This is a genomic window from Microbacterium sp. HMH0099, assembly GCF_049384025.1.
Lineage (GTDB): Bacteria > Actinomycetota > Actinomycetes > Actinomycetales > Microbacteriaceae > Microbacterium.
On sequence record NZ_JBMRJR010000007.1, the window covers coordinates 96,422 to 112,892 of the forward strand.

General features: G+C 67.6%; 15 protein-coding genes. 5 read left to right on the forward strand and 10 right to left on the reverse strand.

The genetic code is table 11. The features are described 5' to 3' along the window. Positions 1-33: 33 nt before the first annotated feature. Together rhaI and ACO03V_RS15625 are read right to left on the reverse strand one after the other, a co-directional pair. The gene (gene rhaI, locus ACO03V_RS15620; protein WP_423138254.1) at positions 34-1,200 is read right to left on the reverse strand and encodes an L-rhamnose isomerase; all 1,167 of its coding nucleotides are present in this window, start codon (positions 1,198-1,200) and stop codon (positions 34-36) included. Next, a complete protein-coding gene (locus ACO03V_RS15625) occupies positions 1,200-1,559 on the reverse strand; it encodes an L-rhamnose mutarotase (protein WP_423138255.1) in 360 nt (119 codons plus the stop codon). The genes rhaI and ACO03V_RS15625 overlap by 1 nt, the downstream gene beginning before the upstream one ends. An 81-nt stretch (positions 1,560-1,640) precedes the next feature. Between ACO03V_RS15625 and ACO03V_RS15630 the strand changes: the two genes are divergently transcribed. Continuing rightward, on the forward strand, positions 1,641-2,651 hold the full coding sequence (locus ACO03V_RS15630) for a LacI family DNA-binding transcriptional regulator (protein WP_423138256.1): 1,011 nt from the start codon (positions 1,641-1,643) through the stop codon (positions 2,649-2,651). 188 nt (positions 2,652-2,839) lie between these two features. Here ACO03V_RS15630 and rhaS read toward each other — a convergent pair whose 3' ends face one another. Genes rhaS through ACO03V_RS15650 form a run of 4 tightly spaced genes read right to left on the reverse strand, consistent with a single transcriptional unit; the run spans position 2,840 to position 7,540 of the window. Beyond that, entirely contained in the window at positions 2,840-3,877 is a 1,038-nt protein-coding gene (rhaS, locus tag ACO03V_RS15635) for a rhamnose ABC transporter substrate-binding protein (protein WP_423138257.1), read from the reverse strand. A gap of 38 nt (positions 3,878-3,915) precedes the next feature. Further along, on the reverse strand, positions 3,916-4,980 hold the full coding sequence (locus ACO03V_RS15640; protein ID WP_423138258.1) for an ABC transporter permease: 1,065 nt from the start codon (positions 4,978-4,980) through the stop codon (positions 3,916-3,918). Then, positions 4,977-6,011, reverse strand: coding sequence for an ABC transporter permease (locus ACO03V_RS15645; RefSeq protein WP_423138259.1), 1,035 nt, complete (start codon positions 6,009-6,011; stop codon positions 4,977-4,979). The genes ACO03V_RS15640 and ACO03V_RS15645 overlap by 4 nt, the downstream gene beginning before the upstream one ends. Continuing rightward, the gene (locus ACO03V_RS15650; RefSeq protein ID WP_423138260.1) at positions 6,008-7,540 is read right to left on the reverse strand and encodes a sugar ABC transporter ATP-binding protein; all 1,533 of its coding nucleotides are present in this window, start codon (positions 7,538-7,540) and stop codon (positions 6,008-6,010) included. The genes ACO03V_RS15645 and ACO03V_RS15650 overlap by 4 nt, the downstream gene beginning before the upstream one ends. A gap of 138 nt (positions 7,541-7,678) precedes the next feature. On the opposite strand from ACO03V_RS15650, the gene ACO03V_RS15655 reads away from it, so the two are divergent. The 4 genes from ACO03V_RS15655 to ACO03V_RS15670 all read left to right on the forward strand — a co-directional run bounded on the left by ACO03V_RS15655 (position 7,679) and on the right by ACO03V_RS15670 (position 10,656). Continuing rightward, positions 7,679-8,686 (forward strand): LacI family DNA-binding transcriptional regulator, encoded by a 1,008-nt coding sequence (locus tag ACO03V_RS15655; protein ID WP_423138261.1) that lies wholly within the window; start codon positions 7,679-7,681, stop codon positions 8,684-8,686. Between the two features lie 107 nt (positions 8,687-8,793). Continuing rightward, positions 8,794-9,321, forward strand: a complete 528-nt coding sequence (locus ACO03V_RS15660; protein WP_423138308.1) for an ROK family protein — start codon at positions 8,794-8,796, stop codon at positions 9,319-9,321. Positions 9,322-9,332: 11 nt separating this feature from the next. Beyond that, complete coding sequence (locus ACO03V_RS15665; RefSeq protein WP_423138262.1) at positions 9,333-9,548, forward strand: hypothetical protein; 216 nt, start codon at positions 9,333-9,335, stop codon at positions 9,546-9,548. Further along, entirely contained in the window at positions 9,532-10,656 is a 1,125-nt protein-coding gene (locus tag ACO03V_RS15670) for an alpha-L-rhamnosidase C-terminal domain-containing protein (RefSeq protein ID WP_423138263.1), read from the forward strand. The genes ACO03V_RS15665 and ACO03V_RS15670 overlap by 17 nt, the downstream gene beginning before the upstream one ends. A gap of 684 nt (positions 10,657-11,340) precedes the next feature. On the opposite strand, the gene ACO03V_RS15675 is transcribed toward ACO03V_RS15670, so the two are convergent. From ACO03V_RS15675 to uxaC, 4 genes are all read right to left on the reverse strand, one after another. After that, positions 11,341-11,688 carry a hypothetical protein gene (locus ACO03V_RS15675; RefSeq protein WP_423138264.1) on the reverse strand — a complete coding sequence of 116 codons (348 nt, stop codon included), beginning with the start codon at positions 11,686-11,688 and terminating at the stop codon, positions 11,341-11,343. Positions 11,689-12,411: 723 nt separating this feature from the next. After that, positions 12,412-13,650 (reverse strand): D-mannonate dehydratase ManD, encoded by a 1,239-nt coding sequence (gene manD / locus ACO03V_RS15680; RefSeq protein WP_423138265.1) that lies wholly within the window; start codon positions 13,648-13,650, stop codon positions 12,412-12,414. 33 nt (positions 13,651-13,683) lie between these two features. Further along, positions 13,684-15,096, reverse strand: coding sequence for a mannitol dehydrogenase family protein (locus tag ACO03V_RS15685; protein ID WP_423138266.1), 1,413 nt, complete (start codon positions 15,094-15,096; stop codon positions 13,684-13,686). Then, the gene (gene uxaC / locus ACO03V_RS15690; RefSeq protein ID WP_423138267.1) at positions 15,093-16,448 is read right to left on the reverse strand and encodes a glucuronate isomerase; all 1,356 of its coding nucleotides are present in this window, start codon (positions 16,446-16,448) and stop codon (positions 15,093-15,095) included. Before uxaC ends, ACO03V_RS15685 begins: the two co-directional genes overlap by 4 nt. Positions 16,449-16,471 lie beyond the last annotated feature (23 nt).

Here is a 16,471-nt window from a genome sequence, read left to right on the forward strand (position 1 = left end):
TGCGCGTCTCGGTGGGGCGCTCGGCGGTCGCGGTCAGGCGCCCCAGCCGGCCTGCGTCCCGCCGACACGCTCGTCGGCGATGCGGGGCAGATACCCGGATGCCGCGAATGCGGCCATCGGGTCGGCGGGCAGGCCGCGCGAGGCGCGCCACTCGGCGAGAGCCGGTCGCACGTCGGTGTAGAACGCGTCCATCAGCACCGCGTTGGCGCCGAGCACGTCGTTCGCCTGCTGCGCGGCGCCGAGGGCCTCGCGGTCGAGGAGCAGCGCGCGCGCCGTCATCTCCTGCACGTTGAGCACCGAGCGGATCTGCCCGGGGATCTTGTCCTCGATGTTGTGGCACTGGTCGAGCATGAACGCCACGTCGGGATTGTTCAGTCCGCCGCCGCGCACGACCTCGGTCAGGATGCGGAAGAGCTGGAACGGGTCGGCCGCCCCCACGATGAGGTCGTCATCGGCGTAGAAACGCGAGTTGAAGTCGAACGAGCCGAGCTTTCCCAGACGCAGGAGCTGCATGACGATGAACTCGATGTTCGTGCCGGGTGCGTGGTGGCCGGTGTCCAGGCACACCATCGCCTTGTCGCCGAGGGCGGCGACCTGGGCGTAGGAGGTCCCCCAGTCGGGGACGTCGGTGTGGTAGAACGACGGCTCGAAGAACTTGTACTCCAGCACCAGACGCTGGTCCTCGCCGAGACGCGCGTAGATCTGCTGCAGCGAGTCCTGCAGGCGGTCCTGGCGGCCGCGCATGTCGTTCTGCCCGGGGTAGTTCGAGCCCTCGGCGAGCCAGATCTTCAGGTCGCGCGAGCCCGTGGCATCCATCACGTCGATGCACTCGAGGTGGTGGTCGATGGCCTTGCGGCGGATGCGCTCGTCGTGGTGCGTGAGGGCGCCGAACTTGTAGTCCTCGTCCTGGAAGGTGTTCGAGTTGATCGTGCCGAGGCTCACCCCGAGGTCTTCGGCGTGGCGGCGGAGCGCACCGAAGTCCTCGACCAGGTCCCACGGGATGTGCAGCGCGACGCTCGGAGCGAGCGCGGTCAGGCGATTCACCTCGGCGGCATCCGCGATCTTCTCGAACGGGTCGCGCGGGGTGCCGGCGGTGGGGAAGACGCGGAAGCGCGTTCCGGAGTTGCCGAACGCCCAGGAGGGCAGCTCGATGGCCTGGGTTTCGAGGGCCGAGAGGATCTCGGGGGTCAGAGTCGTCATCATCGGTCCTTCGTGGCGTGGGCGAGCTGGTCGGCGAGGTGAAACACCTCGGTGAGTGCGGTGGCGGCCTGATCGGGGCGTCCGTCGAGGCCGAGGAAGAACGGGGCCATCTCGGCCTCCCAGGCGGCGGCGACGGGGGATGCCGCCAGGTAGGCCTGGGCGGCGGCGTCGTCGTCGGTCTCGTAGTAGCCGATGAGTCGTCCCTCCTCGCCCAGGAACAGCGAGTAGTTGCGTCGACCGGCCGCGGCGATCTCGGCGAGCATGTCGGCGCGGACGGGTGAGTGCCGGGCGACGTACTCGTCGATCAGCTCGGGACGGACGCGGAGTTCGAAGCAGACGCGCTCGGTCTGTCCGGACATGGGCGGATCTCCTCATTGAGAATGAATCGTTTCATGCGAAGATACCACACGCGGTCCCGGGGTGCGATATCGTCTCGGATCATGGCGGTCAAGATCAAAGACGTCGCGGCGCATGCCGGCGTCTCGGTGGGAACCGTCTCGAACGTCCTCAACGGACGGGCCACGGTCTCGACCGCGGCGGTGGAGCGTGTGCAGGCCGCGATCGAGGTCCTCGGCTACGTGCGCAACGACGCCGCGCGTCAGCTGCGCGCCGGCCGCAGCCGCACCATCGCGCTGATCGTGCTCGACGTGGGCAATCCCTTCTTCGCCGCCGTCGCACGCGGCGCCGAGGCCCGCGCGGCCGCAGACGGGTTCGTCGTGCTGCTCGGCTCCAGCGGAGCCGACGGAGACCACGAGCGCCTCTATCTCGATCAGTTCCGCGAGCAGCGGGTCGCCGGAGTCCTGCTGACCCCCGCGAATGCTGACGGCGACGTCGTGGAGCGCCTGGCGTCCGCCGGCATCCCCGTCGTCCTGGTCGACGAGCAGACGTCCCGCGACGACGTGTGCACGGTGTCGGTCGACGACGTTGAGGGCGGCCATCTCGCTGTTGCGCACCTGCTCGCACAGGGGTGCCGGCGCATCGCCTTCGTCGCCGGACCGCTGAGCACCCGCCAGGTGGCCGACCGACTCACCGGTGCGCGACGCGCGGTCGCCGAGGTCCGGGATGCCGAACTCGAGATCATCGAGACCGAGGGCATGACCGTGCTGGCCGGCCGCGCGGCGGGCGAGAGCCTGCGCGAACGCTCCGACCGACCCGACGCCGTGTTCGCGGCCAACGACCTGCTGGCGGTGGGCGTGTTGCAGGCGCTGACCATGCTCGGCGGCATCCGGGTACCCGAAGACGTCGCCCTGGTCGGCTACGACGACATCGACTTCGCCGCGGCGACCGTCGTCCCCCTCACCTCGGTGCGCCAGCCGGCCGAGGCCCTCGGCGCGACGGCCGTCGATCTGCTCCTGCGCCAGCTGGACGACGACCTCGCCCCCGACGAGCGGCAGGTGCGGTTCCGTCCCGAGCTCGTCGTGCGGGCCTCCTCGTCCGCCGGCACCGCCTGACCGACGCGTCAGGACGGCGCGCCCCGCACACCGGCGCGGCGCGGCCCGGCACGGCCCGGCCCGGCCCGGCACGACGGCATGAGCCCCGGCCCGGCACGAGGGCACGAGCCCCGGCCCGCCACGGCCCGGCACGACGGCACGAGCCCCGGCCACCGTGAGGCGACCGGGGCTCGTGCGACCTCGACGGATCAGAAGTCGAAGTCGGCGATGTTGTCGGCGTCGAACACGAAGGGGTCTCCGAGCAGCACGGTGGCATCCGCACCCACGGTGAACTCGCCCAGCTTGCCGGCCTCGAACGAGTCGCCCTCGGCACCGGTGATGTCGCCCTCGATAAGCGCCTTCGCGGCGAACGCGGCGAGGTAGCCGAGGTCGGCCGGGTTCCACAGCGCGAACGCGGTGATGGTGCCGTCCTCGACGTACTCGCGCAGCTGGTTCGGCGTGCCCAGACCGGTCAGCGCGACGCGGCCCTTGTACTCCGAGGTGGAGAGGTAGCGGCCGGCGGCGGCGATGCCGACCGTGGTGGGCGAGACGATGCCCTTCAGGTCGGGGTAGGTCTGCAGCAGAGCGGCGGTGCGGTCGAACGAGGTCTGGTCGTCGTCGTCGCCGTAGACGACGTCGACGAGCTCGATGTTCGGGTGGTCGGCGGCGAGGTCCTCCTTCATGAGCTCGATCCAGGCGTTCTGGTTGGTCGCGTTCGCGGCGGCCGACAAGACCGCGATCTGGCCCGCGTCGCCGATCTGCTCCGCGATCAGATCGACCTGCGCCTGGGCGATGCCCTCGGCGGTGGCCTGGTTGATGAAGAGGTCGCGGCATCCGGCATCGGTGTCGGAGTCGAACGTGACGACCTTGACGCCGGCGCTGCGCGCCTCGTCGAGGGCGTCGCAGATCGCGGAGGGGTCGTTGGCCGAGATGACCAGACCGCCGACGCCCTGCTGGGCGGCGGTCTGGATGTACTGCACCTGCGAGGTCGGGGTGGCCTCGCTGGGCCCGACCTGCTCGTACGTGCCGCCGAACTCCCCGATGGCTTCCTCGCCGCCGGAGTTGGAGGTGTCGAAGTAGGGGTTGCCGAGGTTCTTGGGCAGGAACGTGATCGACAGGTCGCCCTCGCCCTCCCCGCCGCCGGTTCCGCCGCTCCCCGCGGAGCAGCCGGTCGCGACGAGCGTCACGGCCAGGGCGAGCGCGGCGGCAGCGGTGCCGACGCGAGCCGTGCGTGTGAATCCGAACATCATTGTTTCCTTTTCTCGTGTGTGGGAATCAGGTCGGGTCAACCGGCCGTCGCGGCTGCGACGGCGCGGTCGTCCTTCTTGGGGCCGCGCGGGGACGCGCGCCGGGTCTGCAGCCAGCCGAGTGCGCTGGCGGACACCACCGAGAGCACGAGCAGCGCTCCGGTGATGACGTTGATGATGTCGCTGGTGACACCGGCCAGGCGCAGGGCGCTGCCGAGGGTGCCGATCAGCAGAACACCGGCGATCACGCCGTGCAGTGCACCGCGCCCGCCGAAGATGGAGACGCCGCCCAGCAGGACCGCGGCGATGATCTGCAGCTCCATTCCCATGGCGTTCTCACCGCGGGCATTGCTGTAGAGCAGCGTGAAGTAGACGCCGGCGAAGCCCGAGACGGCACCGCTCATCACGAACAGCAGGAACTTCGTCCGGCCCACGTCGATGCCCGAGAACTGCGCGGCCTCCTTGTTCAGACCGATCGCATACAGCGACCGACCGAACGGGGTGAAGTGCAGCAGCACGGCGAACACGATTACCAGGACGACGAACGGGATCATGATCATCGGCAGCGGTGTGCCGGGGATGTTCGCCTTCGCGAGGTCCGTCCACGTCTCGGGGAACGTCGTCACGGCCTCGGTGCCCAGAAGGCCCACCGCGATCCCGCGGAACAGGGCGAGGGTGCCGATCGTGACCGCGAGCGACGGCAATCCCACGACGGTCACCAGGAAGCCGTTGAGCATGCCCGCCAGGATGCCGACCACGATCGCGGCCGCCGCGGCGAGCTCGAACGGCCATCCCGACTGCGTGAGCACCCCGACCGTCACGCTGGACAGCCCCACGATGCTCGCCACCGACAGATCGATCTCCTCCGTGACGATGATGAGCGTCATCGGCAGGGCGATGAGCAGGATCGGCGCGATGTCACGCAACAGGTACGTCACCGTGAGCGGGCTGTCGAAGTTGCGCACGGTCAGCAGCGACACGACGATCACGGCTAGCAGGATGCCGATCACGGCGGCCTCGCGCGACAGCAGGCTGCGGCGCCAGAACGGTCGGGCGTGTGCGCGGTACGAGCGCTGGCGGTTCTCGACGGCGGTGGAGGTCATCGACCCGTCTCCCTCTGTGCGGTGAGTCTGCGGGATTGGCGGACGGCGAGCACGCGGTCGAGCACGATGGCGCCGAGGATCAGGGCGCCGACGACGGCTCGCTGCCAGAAGTCGTCGATGCCGAGGATGGGGAGCGCCCGGTTGATGGTCAGCAGCAGGTAGGCGCCGATCGCAGCACCCCAGACCGTGCCGACGCCACCGGAGATCGCGACGCCGCCGATGACCGCGGCGCCGATGGCCTGCAGCTCCCAGCCGAAGCCGGCGTTCGAGGCGACCGTGCCGTACCGGGCGGCGTACAGCACGCCCGCCAGGCCCGCCAGTGCACCCGAGGTGACGAAGGCGCCGATGATGCGGCGGTTGACCCGCAACCCGTACAGGTGCGCGGCGGCGGGGTCGGAGCCGATGGCGTAGAGCTCCCGGCCGCTGCGCAGGTTGCGCAGGTACCACGCCGCCACCACGAGGACGACGACGGCCAGGATCGTCAGCAACGGGATGCCGAGCACCTGCCCCGTTCCCAGCCCCCGGAAGTCGGCGGGCAGGTCACCGGCGTTGATGCGGCTGCTGCCGGCCCACGACACGTTGATGCCGCGGTAGATGTACATGGTGCCGAGCGTGATGACCAACGCGGGCACCTTGGCGTAGGCGACGAGCGCGCCGTTGATGAGACCGAGGAGCCCGCCGAGCAGGATGCCTCCGACGAAGACGCCGATCAGCGGGATGCCGGGGACGTCGACGAACAGGCGACCGGTCAGGTACGCCGTCAGCCCGACGACCGAGCCGACCGACAGGTCGACGTTGCGGGTGATGATGACGATCGCCTGTCCGACCGCGACGAGCAGCAGCAGGGACGGCGTCAGCAGCAGGTCGCGGAAGCCGTCCGGCGAGAAGACGAACGTCGGATTGTTCAGCGTCGCGACCACGACGATGAGGACCAGCGCGAGGACGATGCCGCTTTCGCGGGCGGTCGCGACGTGGGAGACGAGTTTGGCGGCCGGGCTGGTGCCGGGCCGCACGGGGGCGATGGTGCTCACAGGGTGGCCTCCGCATCGGCGGTCGCGGCGAACATGATGGATTCGGGGGTGGCATCGGCGCGGGCGAACTCGCCGGTCAGGCGCCCTTCGCGCATGACCAGGACGCGGTCGGCCATGCCGAGGACCTCGGGCAGCTCCGACGAGATCATCAGGATGGCCAGTCCCTGCTGGGCGAGCTCCGACAGCAGGCGGTGCACCTCCGACTTCGTGCCCACGTCGATGCCGCGGGTGGGCTCGTCGACGATGAGCACGCGCGGCTCGGTGGCGAGCCACTTGCCGATGACGACCTTCTGCTGGTTGCCTCCGCTGAGGGTTCCCGTCGTGGCATCCAGGGCCGCCGTCTTGACCTCGAGGCGGCTGGCCCACTCGCGGGCGGCGCGGTTCTCGTCGGCGGTGCGCAGGAGCCCCCAGCGCGAGAGCTTGCCGCGGATGGCCAGCGTGATGTTCCGCGAGACGCCTTCGTCGAGCACGAGGCCCTGCTTGCGTCGGTCCTCGGGGACGAGCGCGAGACCGCGCGCGGTCGCCTGCCGGACGTTGCCCTTCGGCAGGGCTGCGCCGCCGAGACGCACGCTGCCCGATTCGTAGGTGTCGACGCCGAAGACGGCGCGTGCGACCTCGCTGCGTCCGGCGCCGACCAGTCCGGCCAGGCCGACGATCTCGCCCGCGCGGAGGGTGAACGACACGTCCCGGAACACTCCGCGCCGGGTCAGTCCCTCGACCTCGAGGACGACCTCACCCGCGGTGGAGGGCAGCTTGGGGAACAGCTCGGTCACATCGCGCCCGACCATCTGCCGGACGAGCTCGTCGACGGTCGTGTCGACCAGGGGCGTGGTGTGCACGTAGGCGCCGTCCCGCATGACCGTGACGACGTCGCACAGAGCGAAGACCTCGTCGAAGCGGTGCGAGATGAACAGCAGGGCGCGGCCCTCGTCGCGCAGGCTCCGCGCGACGGCGAACAGGCGCTCTACCTCGACGCCGCTGAGAGCGGCGGTGGGCTCGTCCATGATCAGCACGCGCGCGTCGAGCGATATCGCCTTGGCGATCTCGATGATCTGCTGGTCGGCGATCGAGAGGCCCTCGGTGACGCGGTCGAGATCGAGGGCGACCCCCAGGCGCGAGAAGATCTTCGTCGCCTCCTCGCGCATGGCCGCGCGGTCGATGCGCCCCAGGCGGCCGGTGGGCTGGCGTCCCATGAAGATGTTCTCGGTGACCGACAGGTCGGGGAACAGCGTCGGCTCCTGATAGATGACCGCGATGCCGGCGGCCTTGGACTGCGCCGTGCTGAGGAAGTCCACGCTCTCGCCGTCGAGGAAGAAGTCGCCGTCGTCCCGGCGGTAGAGCCCGGCGATGATCTTGACCAGGGTCGACTTGCCGGCGCCGTTCTCGCCGATCAGGGCGTGGATCGAGCCGCGGTCGAGCGTGAGGCTGCCCGAGCGCAGGGCAACCACGGGACCGAACGACTTCATCACGCGGCGAAGTTCGAGGGCGTGCCCGGGTGTTGCGGGTGTCGCGTTCGTCGCGTCAGCCATGCGGCCTCCTCGTTGAGGGTCGAATCGAGTCCAGAATCTGAATCGTTTCAGATTGGATGCCAGTCACTGTAGGGTGAGGCGGACGGCGCGGTCAAGTCGACGACGCGCCGAGATCAGATCGTGACGCGAGGAGGCGCCGTGACCGTCAGCATCCGCGACGTCGCCACCCTCGCCGGGGTGTCCGTGGGCACGGTCTCGAACGTCCTCAACAGACCGGAGACGGTCTCGGCATCCTCGGTCGAGCGCGTCAGTCTGGCGATCGAGCGCCTGGGCTACGTCCGCAACGACGCCGCTCGCCAGCTGCGCGCGGGGGTGAGCACGACCGTCGGATTCGTGACTCTCGACGGCCGGAATCCCTTCTTCGCGGCGGTGGTCGGTGGAGCGGAGGACGAGGCGATCACTCGCGGTCTGGCGCTCCTGCACGGCAACAGCGACGAGGACGCCGCACGCGAATTGCTCTACATCGACCTGTTCCAGCAGCAGATGGTGCGGGGCCTGCTGATCGCGCCGTACGGCGACGTGACGTCACGACTGGATCGCCTGCGCGCTCGCGGCATACCGTCCGTGCTCATCGACCGCTTCTCGGGGGACGGGCTCTTCTCCTCGGTTTCGGTCGACAGTGTCGCCGGCGGACACCTGGCGGCGCAGCACCTTCTCGCGCGCGGACGGCGACGCATCGCCTTCGTCGGCGGCAGCTTCGACATCCGGCAGGTGACGGATCGACTCGCCGGGGCGCGCAGCGCCGTCGACAACAGCGGGCTCCCCGCCACGCTCGAGGTGACACCGACGCGGGCCATGACGGTGGCCGAGGGGGTCGCGGCCGCGCAACGCATCCTAGCGCGCGATCGCGCCGATCGCCCTGACGCGGTCTTTGCCGCGAACGATCTGCTCGCCCTCGGGCTGCTGCAAGGGCTCATCGTGAAGGGGCGGATGCTGGTCCCCGACGAGATCGCCGTCGTCGGTTTCGACGACATCCCCTTCGCCGCCGCCGCGGCCGTTCCCCTCACCTCTGTGCGCCAGCCCAGCACGCTCATCGGCGGCACCGCCATGCGCATCCTGCTGGACGAGGCCGACGATCCCGAACGGCCCAGGCGTCAGACGGTATTCTCGCCGGAGCTCATCGCGCGGGCCTCCACGGAGTGCTAAGCGGCGCTGTGCGCGATTCCGGACTTTGTCCGCCCGCCGTGCCGGCCGCGGCCAGTGTGAGCCGGAGTAGATGAGCGCGCTGCGGTGCTCTAGCATCGCCTTAAACGATTCAGGGCGAATCGCGTGCGACCGCCCTCAAGGGCGGGCCGTTCGCTGGGATACCCGGCCGCGGCGGTGAGAGCTACCTCGGACATCTGCGCGTCGTCGAAAACGGCAGGCTGTGCAGTTGCGGGGCGTACGGATGCTTGGAGACGGTCGCCGCAGAGCCGTACTTGGGACCGCAACTCGAGGCGCTTCGGGGCAAGCGTGAGCGTCAGCCGGAGATGATGCGCGAGCTCGACGAATTCGCTTCGGCAGGCATCGCCGGCGCTCGCGAGCTCGAAGACGACATCATCGACAAGCTCGTCAGCGCGATCGCGACCATCGTGAACCTCTTCACGCCGGCCTTGGTCCTGGTCGGCGGCACGCTGGCCAGCATAGCCCCCGCCACTCTGCTTCGCTTCGATGCCGCGACGCGGGAACGCATTCTACCGCTTCTGCGGGAGTCGCTGCGGATCGAGGCCGCGGACGCACGTGACGAATTCCTCATTCGCGGCGCCGCCGCCATCGCCCTCGAGGAGTTGTATTACGCATGACCCGTAAAACTGTGACGAACGTCGTCCTCATCACCGCCGACGACATGGACGCGCTGTCGCCGTCGTCGTTCGGCGGCCCCGCGGGGATCACGCCTCGTCTCGACGAGCTCGGCGCCGCGCCGCGGCGCATTCGCGGCGAGGGCCAGAGGAGCATTCACGCTGCGTTCCTGCCTTCAGACCTTCGTCGTGGACGGCATCAGGAGAGACCGCATGCCGTGGGCCGGTGACAACGCACTTGCGGTGCTGACGAACGCGTATGCGTTCGCTGACCCACAACCCACCCGCGACACGCTTACCGCACTCGGGCGCCCGCGCGACGGCTACATCAACGGAATCGCTGACTACTCCCTCTGGTGGTTAATCTCGCACGACCTCTTCCAGGTCTACTTCGAAGACCGCCGCTACCTCGGAGAGCTGGCCCCACACATCGTGAACGTTCTCGACGGGCTCATCGAGTGCGCGTCGCCTTCGGACGGGCTGCTGCGCACGAGCGATCACCCCGAGCAGTTCGCCCATGCCGGCCCCGGGGGCATCTTCCTGGACTGGGGCCTCGATGTGGAGGCGGGTCGCGTACTGACAGCCACGCAGATTCTCTGGTTCTGGGCGCTGAGAGGTGCCGGCCGCGTCCTGACCATCGCGGGTCACCCCGCCGCTACGCGCGCCAAAGAGCTCGCAGACAAGCTCTCGTCGACCCTGCGAGAGCAGGCGTGGGACTCACGCCACGAACGTTGGAGCATGTACCTTGGCGGCGACGAAATCTCCGCGTACCCCAATTTCCTGGCGCCAATCGCTCAGCTGCAACCCCCGGAAGGCGCCGCAACGAATGGGATGCAGCAAGCGATCCTCTCCAATAGCGCCGGCACCCCGTTCATGCGCACCTTCGGACTGTTGGTATTGGCCCGCCTCGGTGGACGAGCCGAAGCGCTCTCCCACCTGCGTCGCATGTGGGGCGGTATGCAGAACGAAGGCTCCGCGACATTCTGGGAGGAGTTTTCAAGCGACGACGCGTCACCGTGGGAGATGTACGGCAGACCGTTCGGGAAGAGTCTGACGCATGCATGGTCGGCCGGACCGGCCGCGGCGCTGCCGACGATAATCCTGGGGCTGGAACCCGTCGCTGACGGCTGGCGCGAAGTGAGCTTGAGCCCGGATTTGGGAGATCTGGATTGGGCGGGAGCGGTCGTTCCGACGCCCCGCGGCGATATTGAGGTGCTCGTGGACCGAGAGCGAGTAGTCGTCAACCTTCCGGCGGATACAACGCTCCTCTACGGGGAGAATCGCTACAGCGGCTCTGTAGTCATACCGGTCGACTCTGTCGACGCCTCCGTCAAATAGGAGTGACTTCGCTCGTTCCTTGAGGGGCAAGCCAGTGCCTCGCCGCATGGTGTGGGCGCTGTCTTATTACACACCCGAAATAGATGCATCGCCGCTCGACGCAACGTGCTCTCTCTGGAAATAGTCCTCCACCGGCCAGGATTGACGCCACGTCTCGCATACGATGCTGGAACCACTGGGCTGCCGCGAGGTGTCGAGAGCGTGTTCAGTGTGGTGTGCGCTAAGTGAGTTGGCGGGGATGTGCCGAGGACGCCAAGCAGCATCATAGGCTGGGCGCTGCGTGTGGGGAACGTGAGACTCAGCTCACTTCTGGGTGTAGGGACCCGTGACGTTGTTGACGCGCGCCGGATTTGCGGGCGCCAGCGGCTGGCCGTTATGGACGCCGTGGGGCCGATGTCACTCGTAGTGGCGGTTCCAGACCTCGAGTGCGTCAGTCCGAGCGACTTATGAGTGCTAGGTCCTTGCGTCGAAGAACTCCACGCCCAGGATTGCCGCGGCGTCTTTCAGAGGGACGCTCACAACGAGGATTCTGCTCCCACCAGCTTGCGATCCAGAGTTGAAGGGCGTCATGGGACGCGCAAACGGATTCCTGAGGCAGCTTCTCTGCCGGAACGTGTCTTCACCGACCCAGGAGGTCATCGACGATGTGGAAGAGCACGTCTCAAGCAGCAGGTTGGACGTCGTCTACCAACCGCCGAACTCGGGCTCGTACGCCCAACGCGGTCGCGGATTCACAGGCACGTTCCGGGACGGGGAGCGTGGGTAGCCAGGGCGCATCTGCAGCATTAGCGCCTCGCCGGAAAAGTCTGGTTCCACCCCCGACCACGCGGCCGGCAGGGTCAGGATGTCCGACGAGGAGTTAATCACCAACTGCGCCGTCACGGAACCCACCTCGGTATCCTTGCGCGCGATGGGCACCTCGACGATGTCGGCCGTGCCGATGGCGCCGAGACCCGCAGTAAACCGCAAGAGGCTCGTCGCGGTCACATCAGTGGTGACGAACTCGCCCCCCGCGTACAACACTCGGCGCATCGCAACAGTCTGTGTTCACCCAAGATCGGAAGGAGCCGGGTTGCAGGATGCAGCAGACGGTTGTACCGAAACTCGCTTCCGGCACCCCCTGCACTGATCCGGGATTGAGCAATCGGTTCTACTCGCAGCACGCCAACATAACGTCGATTATCGGCGCGAACACATTCGGAACGGTGACCGGTGGTCGCCCGTAAAGTAGGGAACGCGCTCAGGAATCTTTATCTACGACGGGATGCAGGCCATATGCCGAAGGCGGACGGTCGGTATCGTGGACTCAACGGCTTCACAGAGGACTCAGTCAGAGCGCCACGAGGCGTTTTTCGATAGTGGCGCAGACCTTATCGCCCGTCTCGCAGCGGTCTTGGGCATGTGCGACTTGCGGGGCAGCGAAGACGAGCGACGCTCGGCTATCTACTAATAGTTTGTCGATCCACGGAACGTAAACGACGCGTGGTCTCTCCCGTGCTTTAGAGGTATGCATGCCGAACGGGATGGCCATCACTCCGGAACAGGTTTCGGGAGCCGTCTCGTATGCGCGAGATCAACTGAAAACGTCACCATCAACGACATCATCATTGCCCCGGCCAAGCAGGATTGGTGAGGTCATGACGGTCTACATCGGCATCGCGGAAGGCCACGCCTGGGTGCGTGACGTCGCCCTCCGCCCCATCACGACGACCGCGATCGGCAACGAACGGGCGCCGGCCGCGGCATCCATTGCACTCACCAATCGTGGACGGTGCCGTCGAGAAGGCGGTTGTATGGCAGGTACGCCTGCTCGTACGGGTACTTGCCCGCTTCGTCGACGTTGAGGTCGACGCCAAGGCCAGGCTTGTCGCCGGGGTGGAGGTACCCGTCGGTCCAGGTAAATGACTGCTCGAAGACTTGATCTGTGCGCTGCCCGTGCTTCATGTACTCCTGAATGCCGAAGTTGTGGATGCTGAGACCCAGGTGCATCGCGGCGGCCATGCCGACCGGCGAGATGTCGGTCGGCCCGTGCATGCCCGACTTGATCTGGTACAGCGCCGCATAGTCGAGCGTCTTCTTCAGCGCCGTGATTCCGCCCATGTGGGTTACGGCGCCGCGGACGTAGTCGATGAGCTGGTCGCGAATGATGTCCTTGAAGTCCCACACCGTGTTGAAGATCTCTCCGATCGCGAGCGGCGTCGTGGTGTGCTGACGAACCAGCCGCAGCGCCTCCTGGTTCTCGGCAGGGGTGCAGTCCTCCAGCCAGAACAGGTCGTACGGCTCGAGATCCTTACCGAGACGTGCCGCCTGGATCGGAGTCATCCGGTGATGCCCATCGTGCAGCAGCGGAATGTCGGGACCGAACTCGTTTCTCACCGCCTCGAACACTCCAGGCAGGTGGTTGAGGTACGCGCGGGTATCCCAATCCTCCTCGACAGGCTTCGCGCCGCGACGGGCTGGCTCGTGGTCATATCTGACGGTCGCGTCGCCGACATCCGCACCCTGCGCGGCGATCCCGTAGATCGCCTTCAACGTCGGCACACCGGTCTGCACCCGGATCGCCTTGTACCCCTGCTCCTGATGGGATCGAATCGAGTCGAACAGCTCAGGAAGCTCCTTGCCCGACGCATGCCCGTATGCCATGAGACCGTTGCGCGACGCCCCACCCAGCAGCTGGTACACCGGCATCCCCGCAGCCTTGCCCTTGATGTCCCACAGCGCCATGTCCACCGCAGCGGACGCCGCCATTGTGACCGGACCACGCCGCCAATACGCCGAGCGGTAAAGAAACTGCCACGTGTCCTCGATCCTGCTGGCATCGCTGCCGATGAGCAACGGCACCACATGCTCGGTGAGATAGGCGACGACGGCCAGCTCGCGACCGTTCAGGGTCGCGTCCCCCAGCCCCGTGTGGCCCTCATCGGTCGTGAGCTTCAACGTGACGAAGTTGCGGTCAGGGCTGGTGACAATGACCTCGGCCTTATCGATGATCATGAGTTCTCCTTGGAACAGTGGAACGGTTGTAAGTCAGGTTCGGTCAGCGACCGAAGACCATGTCTGATCAGCCATCACCGTCACCGACGGGACGAATCGACGGACCTGATCGACGAAGCCGTGCCCGGCCGCGAGCGTCGGCGAGACGAGTCCGATGAGTGCTGAGACGGGATCGTCGGATGACTCGGCAGCTGCGACCGCGTCGGCTCGCACGTCGGCGGCTCCAGGGTCGGTGCGCAGCCAGGCAATCCAGGTCGCGAGGGCGCGCGCACTGGCCGAGGCATCCCGACCATCTGCCATCGAACGCTCGGCGACGGCCGCGAACCGGAACTTCACCTTCGTCGTCGCCTCAGCGGCGATCTGGGCGAGCCTGTGGACGATACGGGGATTCTCGAAGCGGTCGATGAGCTGGCGCCGGTACTGCACATGCTCGGTGCCTTCGGGGAGGCAGGCGACGGCCTCGCTCCAGAACGACTCGACGAGGGCACGGCACTCAGGGTCGGCGATCGCTTCGGCGACCGTTCGAAGCCCGCGCGGCATGCCCGCGAAGGTGAGGAGGCTGTGGGCGCCGTTGAGCAGCCACAGCTTGCGGTTCTCCCACGGTTCGATGTCGTCGACGAATCGGGCGCCGGCGCTCTCCCAGCCGGGTCTTCCCGCGGGGAAGTCGCCCGCGAGCACCCAGTCCGAGAACGGCTCGGTAATCACCGTCAGGCCGTCGAGCCAGCCCGCGTCCGAAACGACGGCGGGGACCTCGTCGGTGTGAGGGGTGATGCGATCGACCGATGTGCTCACGAACGATACGTTCGCGGTGATCCACGCCGCGAGCGCGGGGTCGACCAGCTCGGCGAACGCGGTGACCCCGCGCGCGACGAAGTCGCCGTTGCCGGGGATGTTGTCGCAGGGGACGACAGCGATCGGCCCGGCGGCCGCGTTCCGGCGCGCTCGGAAGATTGTGCTCAGCCGGCCGAGGATCGTGGATGCCGCATGCGTGTCGGAGCGCAGGGTGTCGAGGTCTGCGCGCACGTCCCCATCGTCGAGGTCGGGAAGCCCTGAGGCCGTCAGCCGGTACCCGCTCTCGGTCACGGTGAGCGTGATCACGGCGACCTGCGGGTCACGAGCGAACATGTCGAGGCGCTCGACATCGTTACCCGCGACCGCCTCGACGACACTCGGGACCACCTCAAGTCGATCCGCCTCAGGCCCACGCTCGACGAGCGTGAACAGTCCACCCTGCCCGTTGAGGGTTTCGGCGCTCGCGAGACTGCGCCCGGTGAACGCCGCGATCCCCCATTGCGCCGCATCTGGGGCATGGGCTGTGTACCAGGCCTGGTGCGCACGGAAGAAGTGCCCGAGACCCAGATGGATGATCCGCACCGGAGCGGGCGCAGCAGCTGCCTCCCCCAGGCGTCTGGAGAGCTCGTCGCGGGTGAGGAGTGATGGGGTCACAGTTTGAAGACCTTTCGCGGTATCGCGTCGACGAGATCCCGGGCCACCCTGCGCGCGGTCGGCAGGCTGACGCGCCCCTCGACGACGAGACGCGCGAGGAACGCGGCATCCGATCGTCGTGCCGTGTCATGCCTTGCAGGAATCGAAAGGAATGCACGCGTGTCGTCGATGAAGCCGCTCGACCGGTAGAAGCCTGCGGTCTCGGTGACAGCCGACCGCCACCGCTGGATCGCGTCGGGCGCGTCGAGGAACCACCACGGTGCGCCGATGAACACGCTCGGATAGAAGCCGGCGAGAGGCGCCACCTCCCGCGAGTGCACCGTCTCATCCACCGCGAACAGCACGAGGTGGAACCCTGGCGCGGTACCAAAGGCGTTCAGGAGCGGACGAAGGTTGTACGTGTACTCGGTGCTCACGGGGATGTCGTGACCGGTATCGGGTCCGAATCGTTCGAAGGTCGGCTGATGGTGGTTGCGATTTACGCCGGGGTGCACCGTCATGACCAGTCCATCCGACACGCTCATGCGTGCCATCTGAAGCAGCATGTGGCCGCGGAAGACGCGGGCGGCCGCAGCATCCACGGTCCCTGCCAGCGCCGCACGAAACAGTTCGTCGGCCTCTTGCGGGTCCAGATCAGTCGTGAACGGCTCGACCACACCGTGGTCCGCAGACACGGCTCCGTGGTCGAGGAAGTACTCCCGGCGGTCCTGCAGCGCCTCCAGGTACCCCACGAACGTCGTCGGCTTGTTGGTCGCCGCGAGCAGAAGCCCGACCCGATCGGCGAACCCGGGAGCCTCCGGATCCAGGTACGCGTCGGGGCGGAAGGTCGGAAGCACGCGACCGCGGAACGTCGGGTCCGCGGCGAGGCGCGCGTGCGGTGCCAGGTCGTCGAGCGGGTCGTCTGTGGTGGCGAGCACGTCGATACGGAACCGCTCGAAAAGAGCACGGGGTCGGAACGCGGGCTCGGCCAACGCCGCCGCCACGCGATCGTAGATGCGGTCAGAGGTCTCGGGGGCGAGCTCCTCGTCGACCCCAAAAAGACTCATAAGCTCGTCAGTTAGCCAGTACCCGCTGGCCGTCCCGGCGAAGCGGTGCCAGTGGGCGGCGAGGATGCTCCACGCCTCGCGGGGATCGACGGCGCGCCCCGAGTCGAGCCCGAGATCACCGAGCGACACCCCGCTCGCATGGAGCAGGCGCGTGACGTAGTGATCGCGGGTGAGGAAGAGCTCGGCGGGGTCGCTGAACGAAATGTCGTCCGCCAAGAGACGGGGGTCCACGTGGCCGTGCGGCGAGATGATCGGCGCGTCTGCCACCTCAGCGTGAAGCTCGGCCGCGAGCTCACGGACGCGCACGTCCGAAGGAAACAGTCGATGGT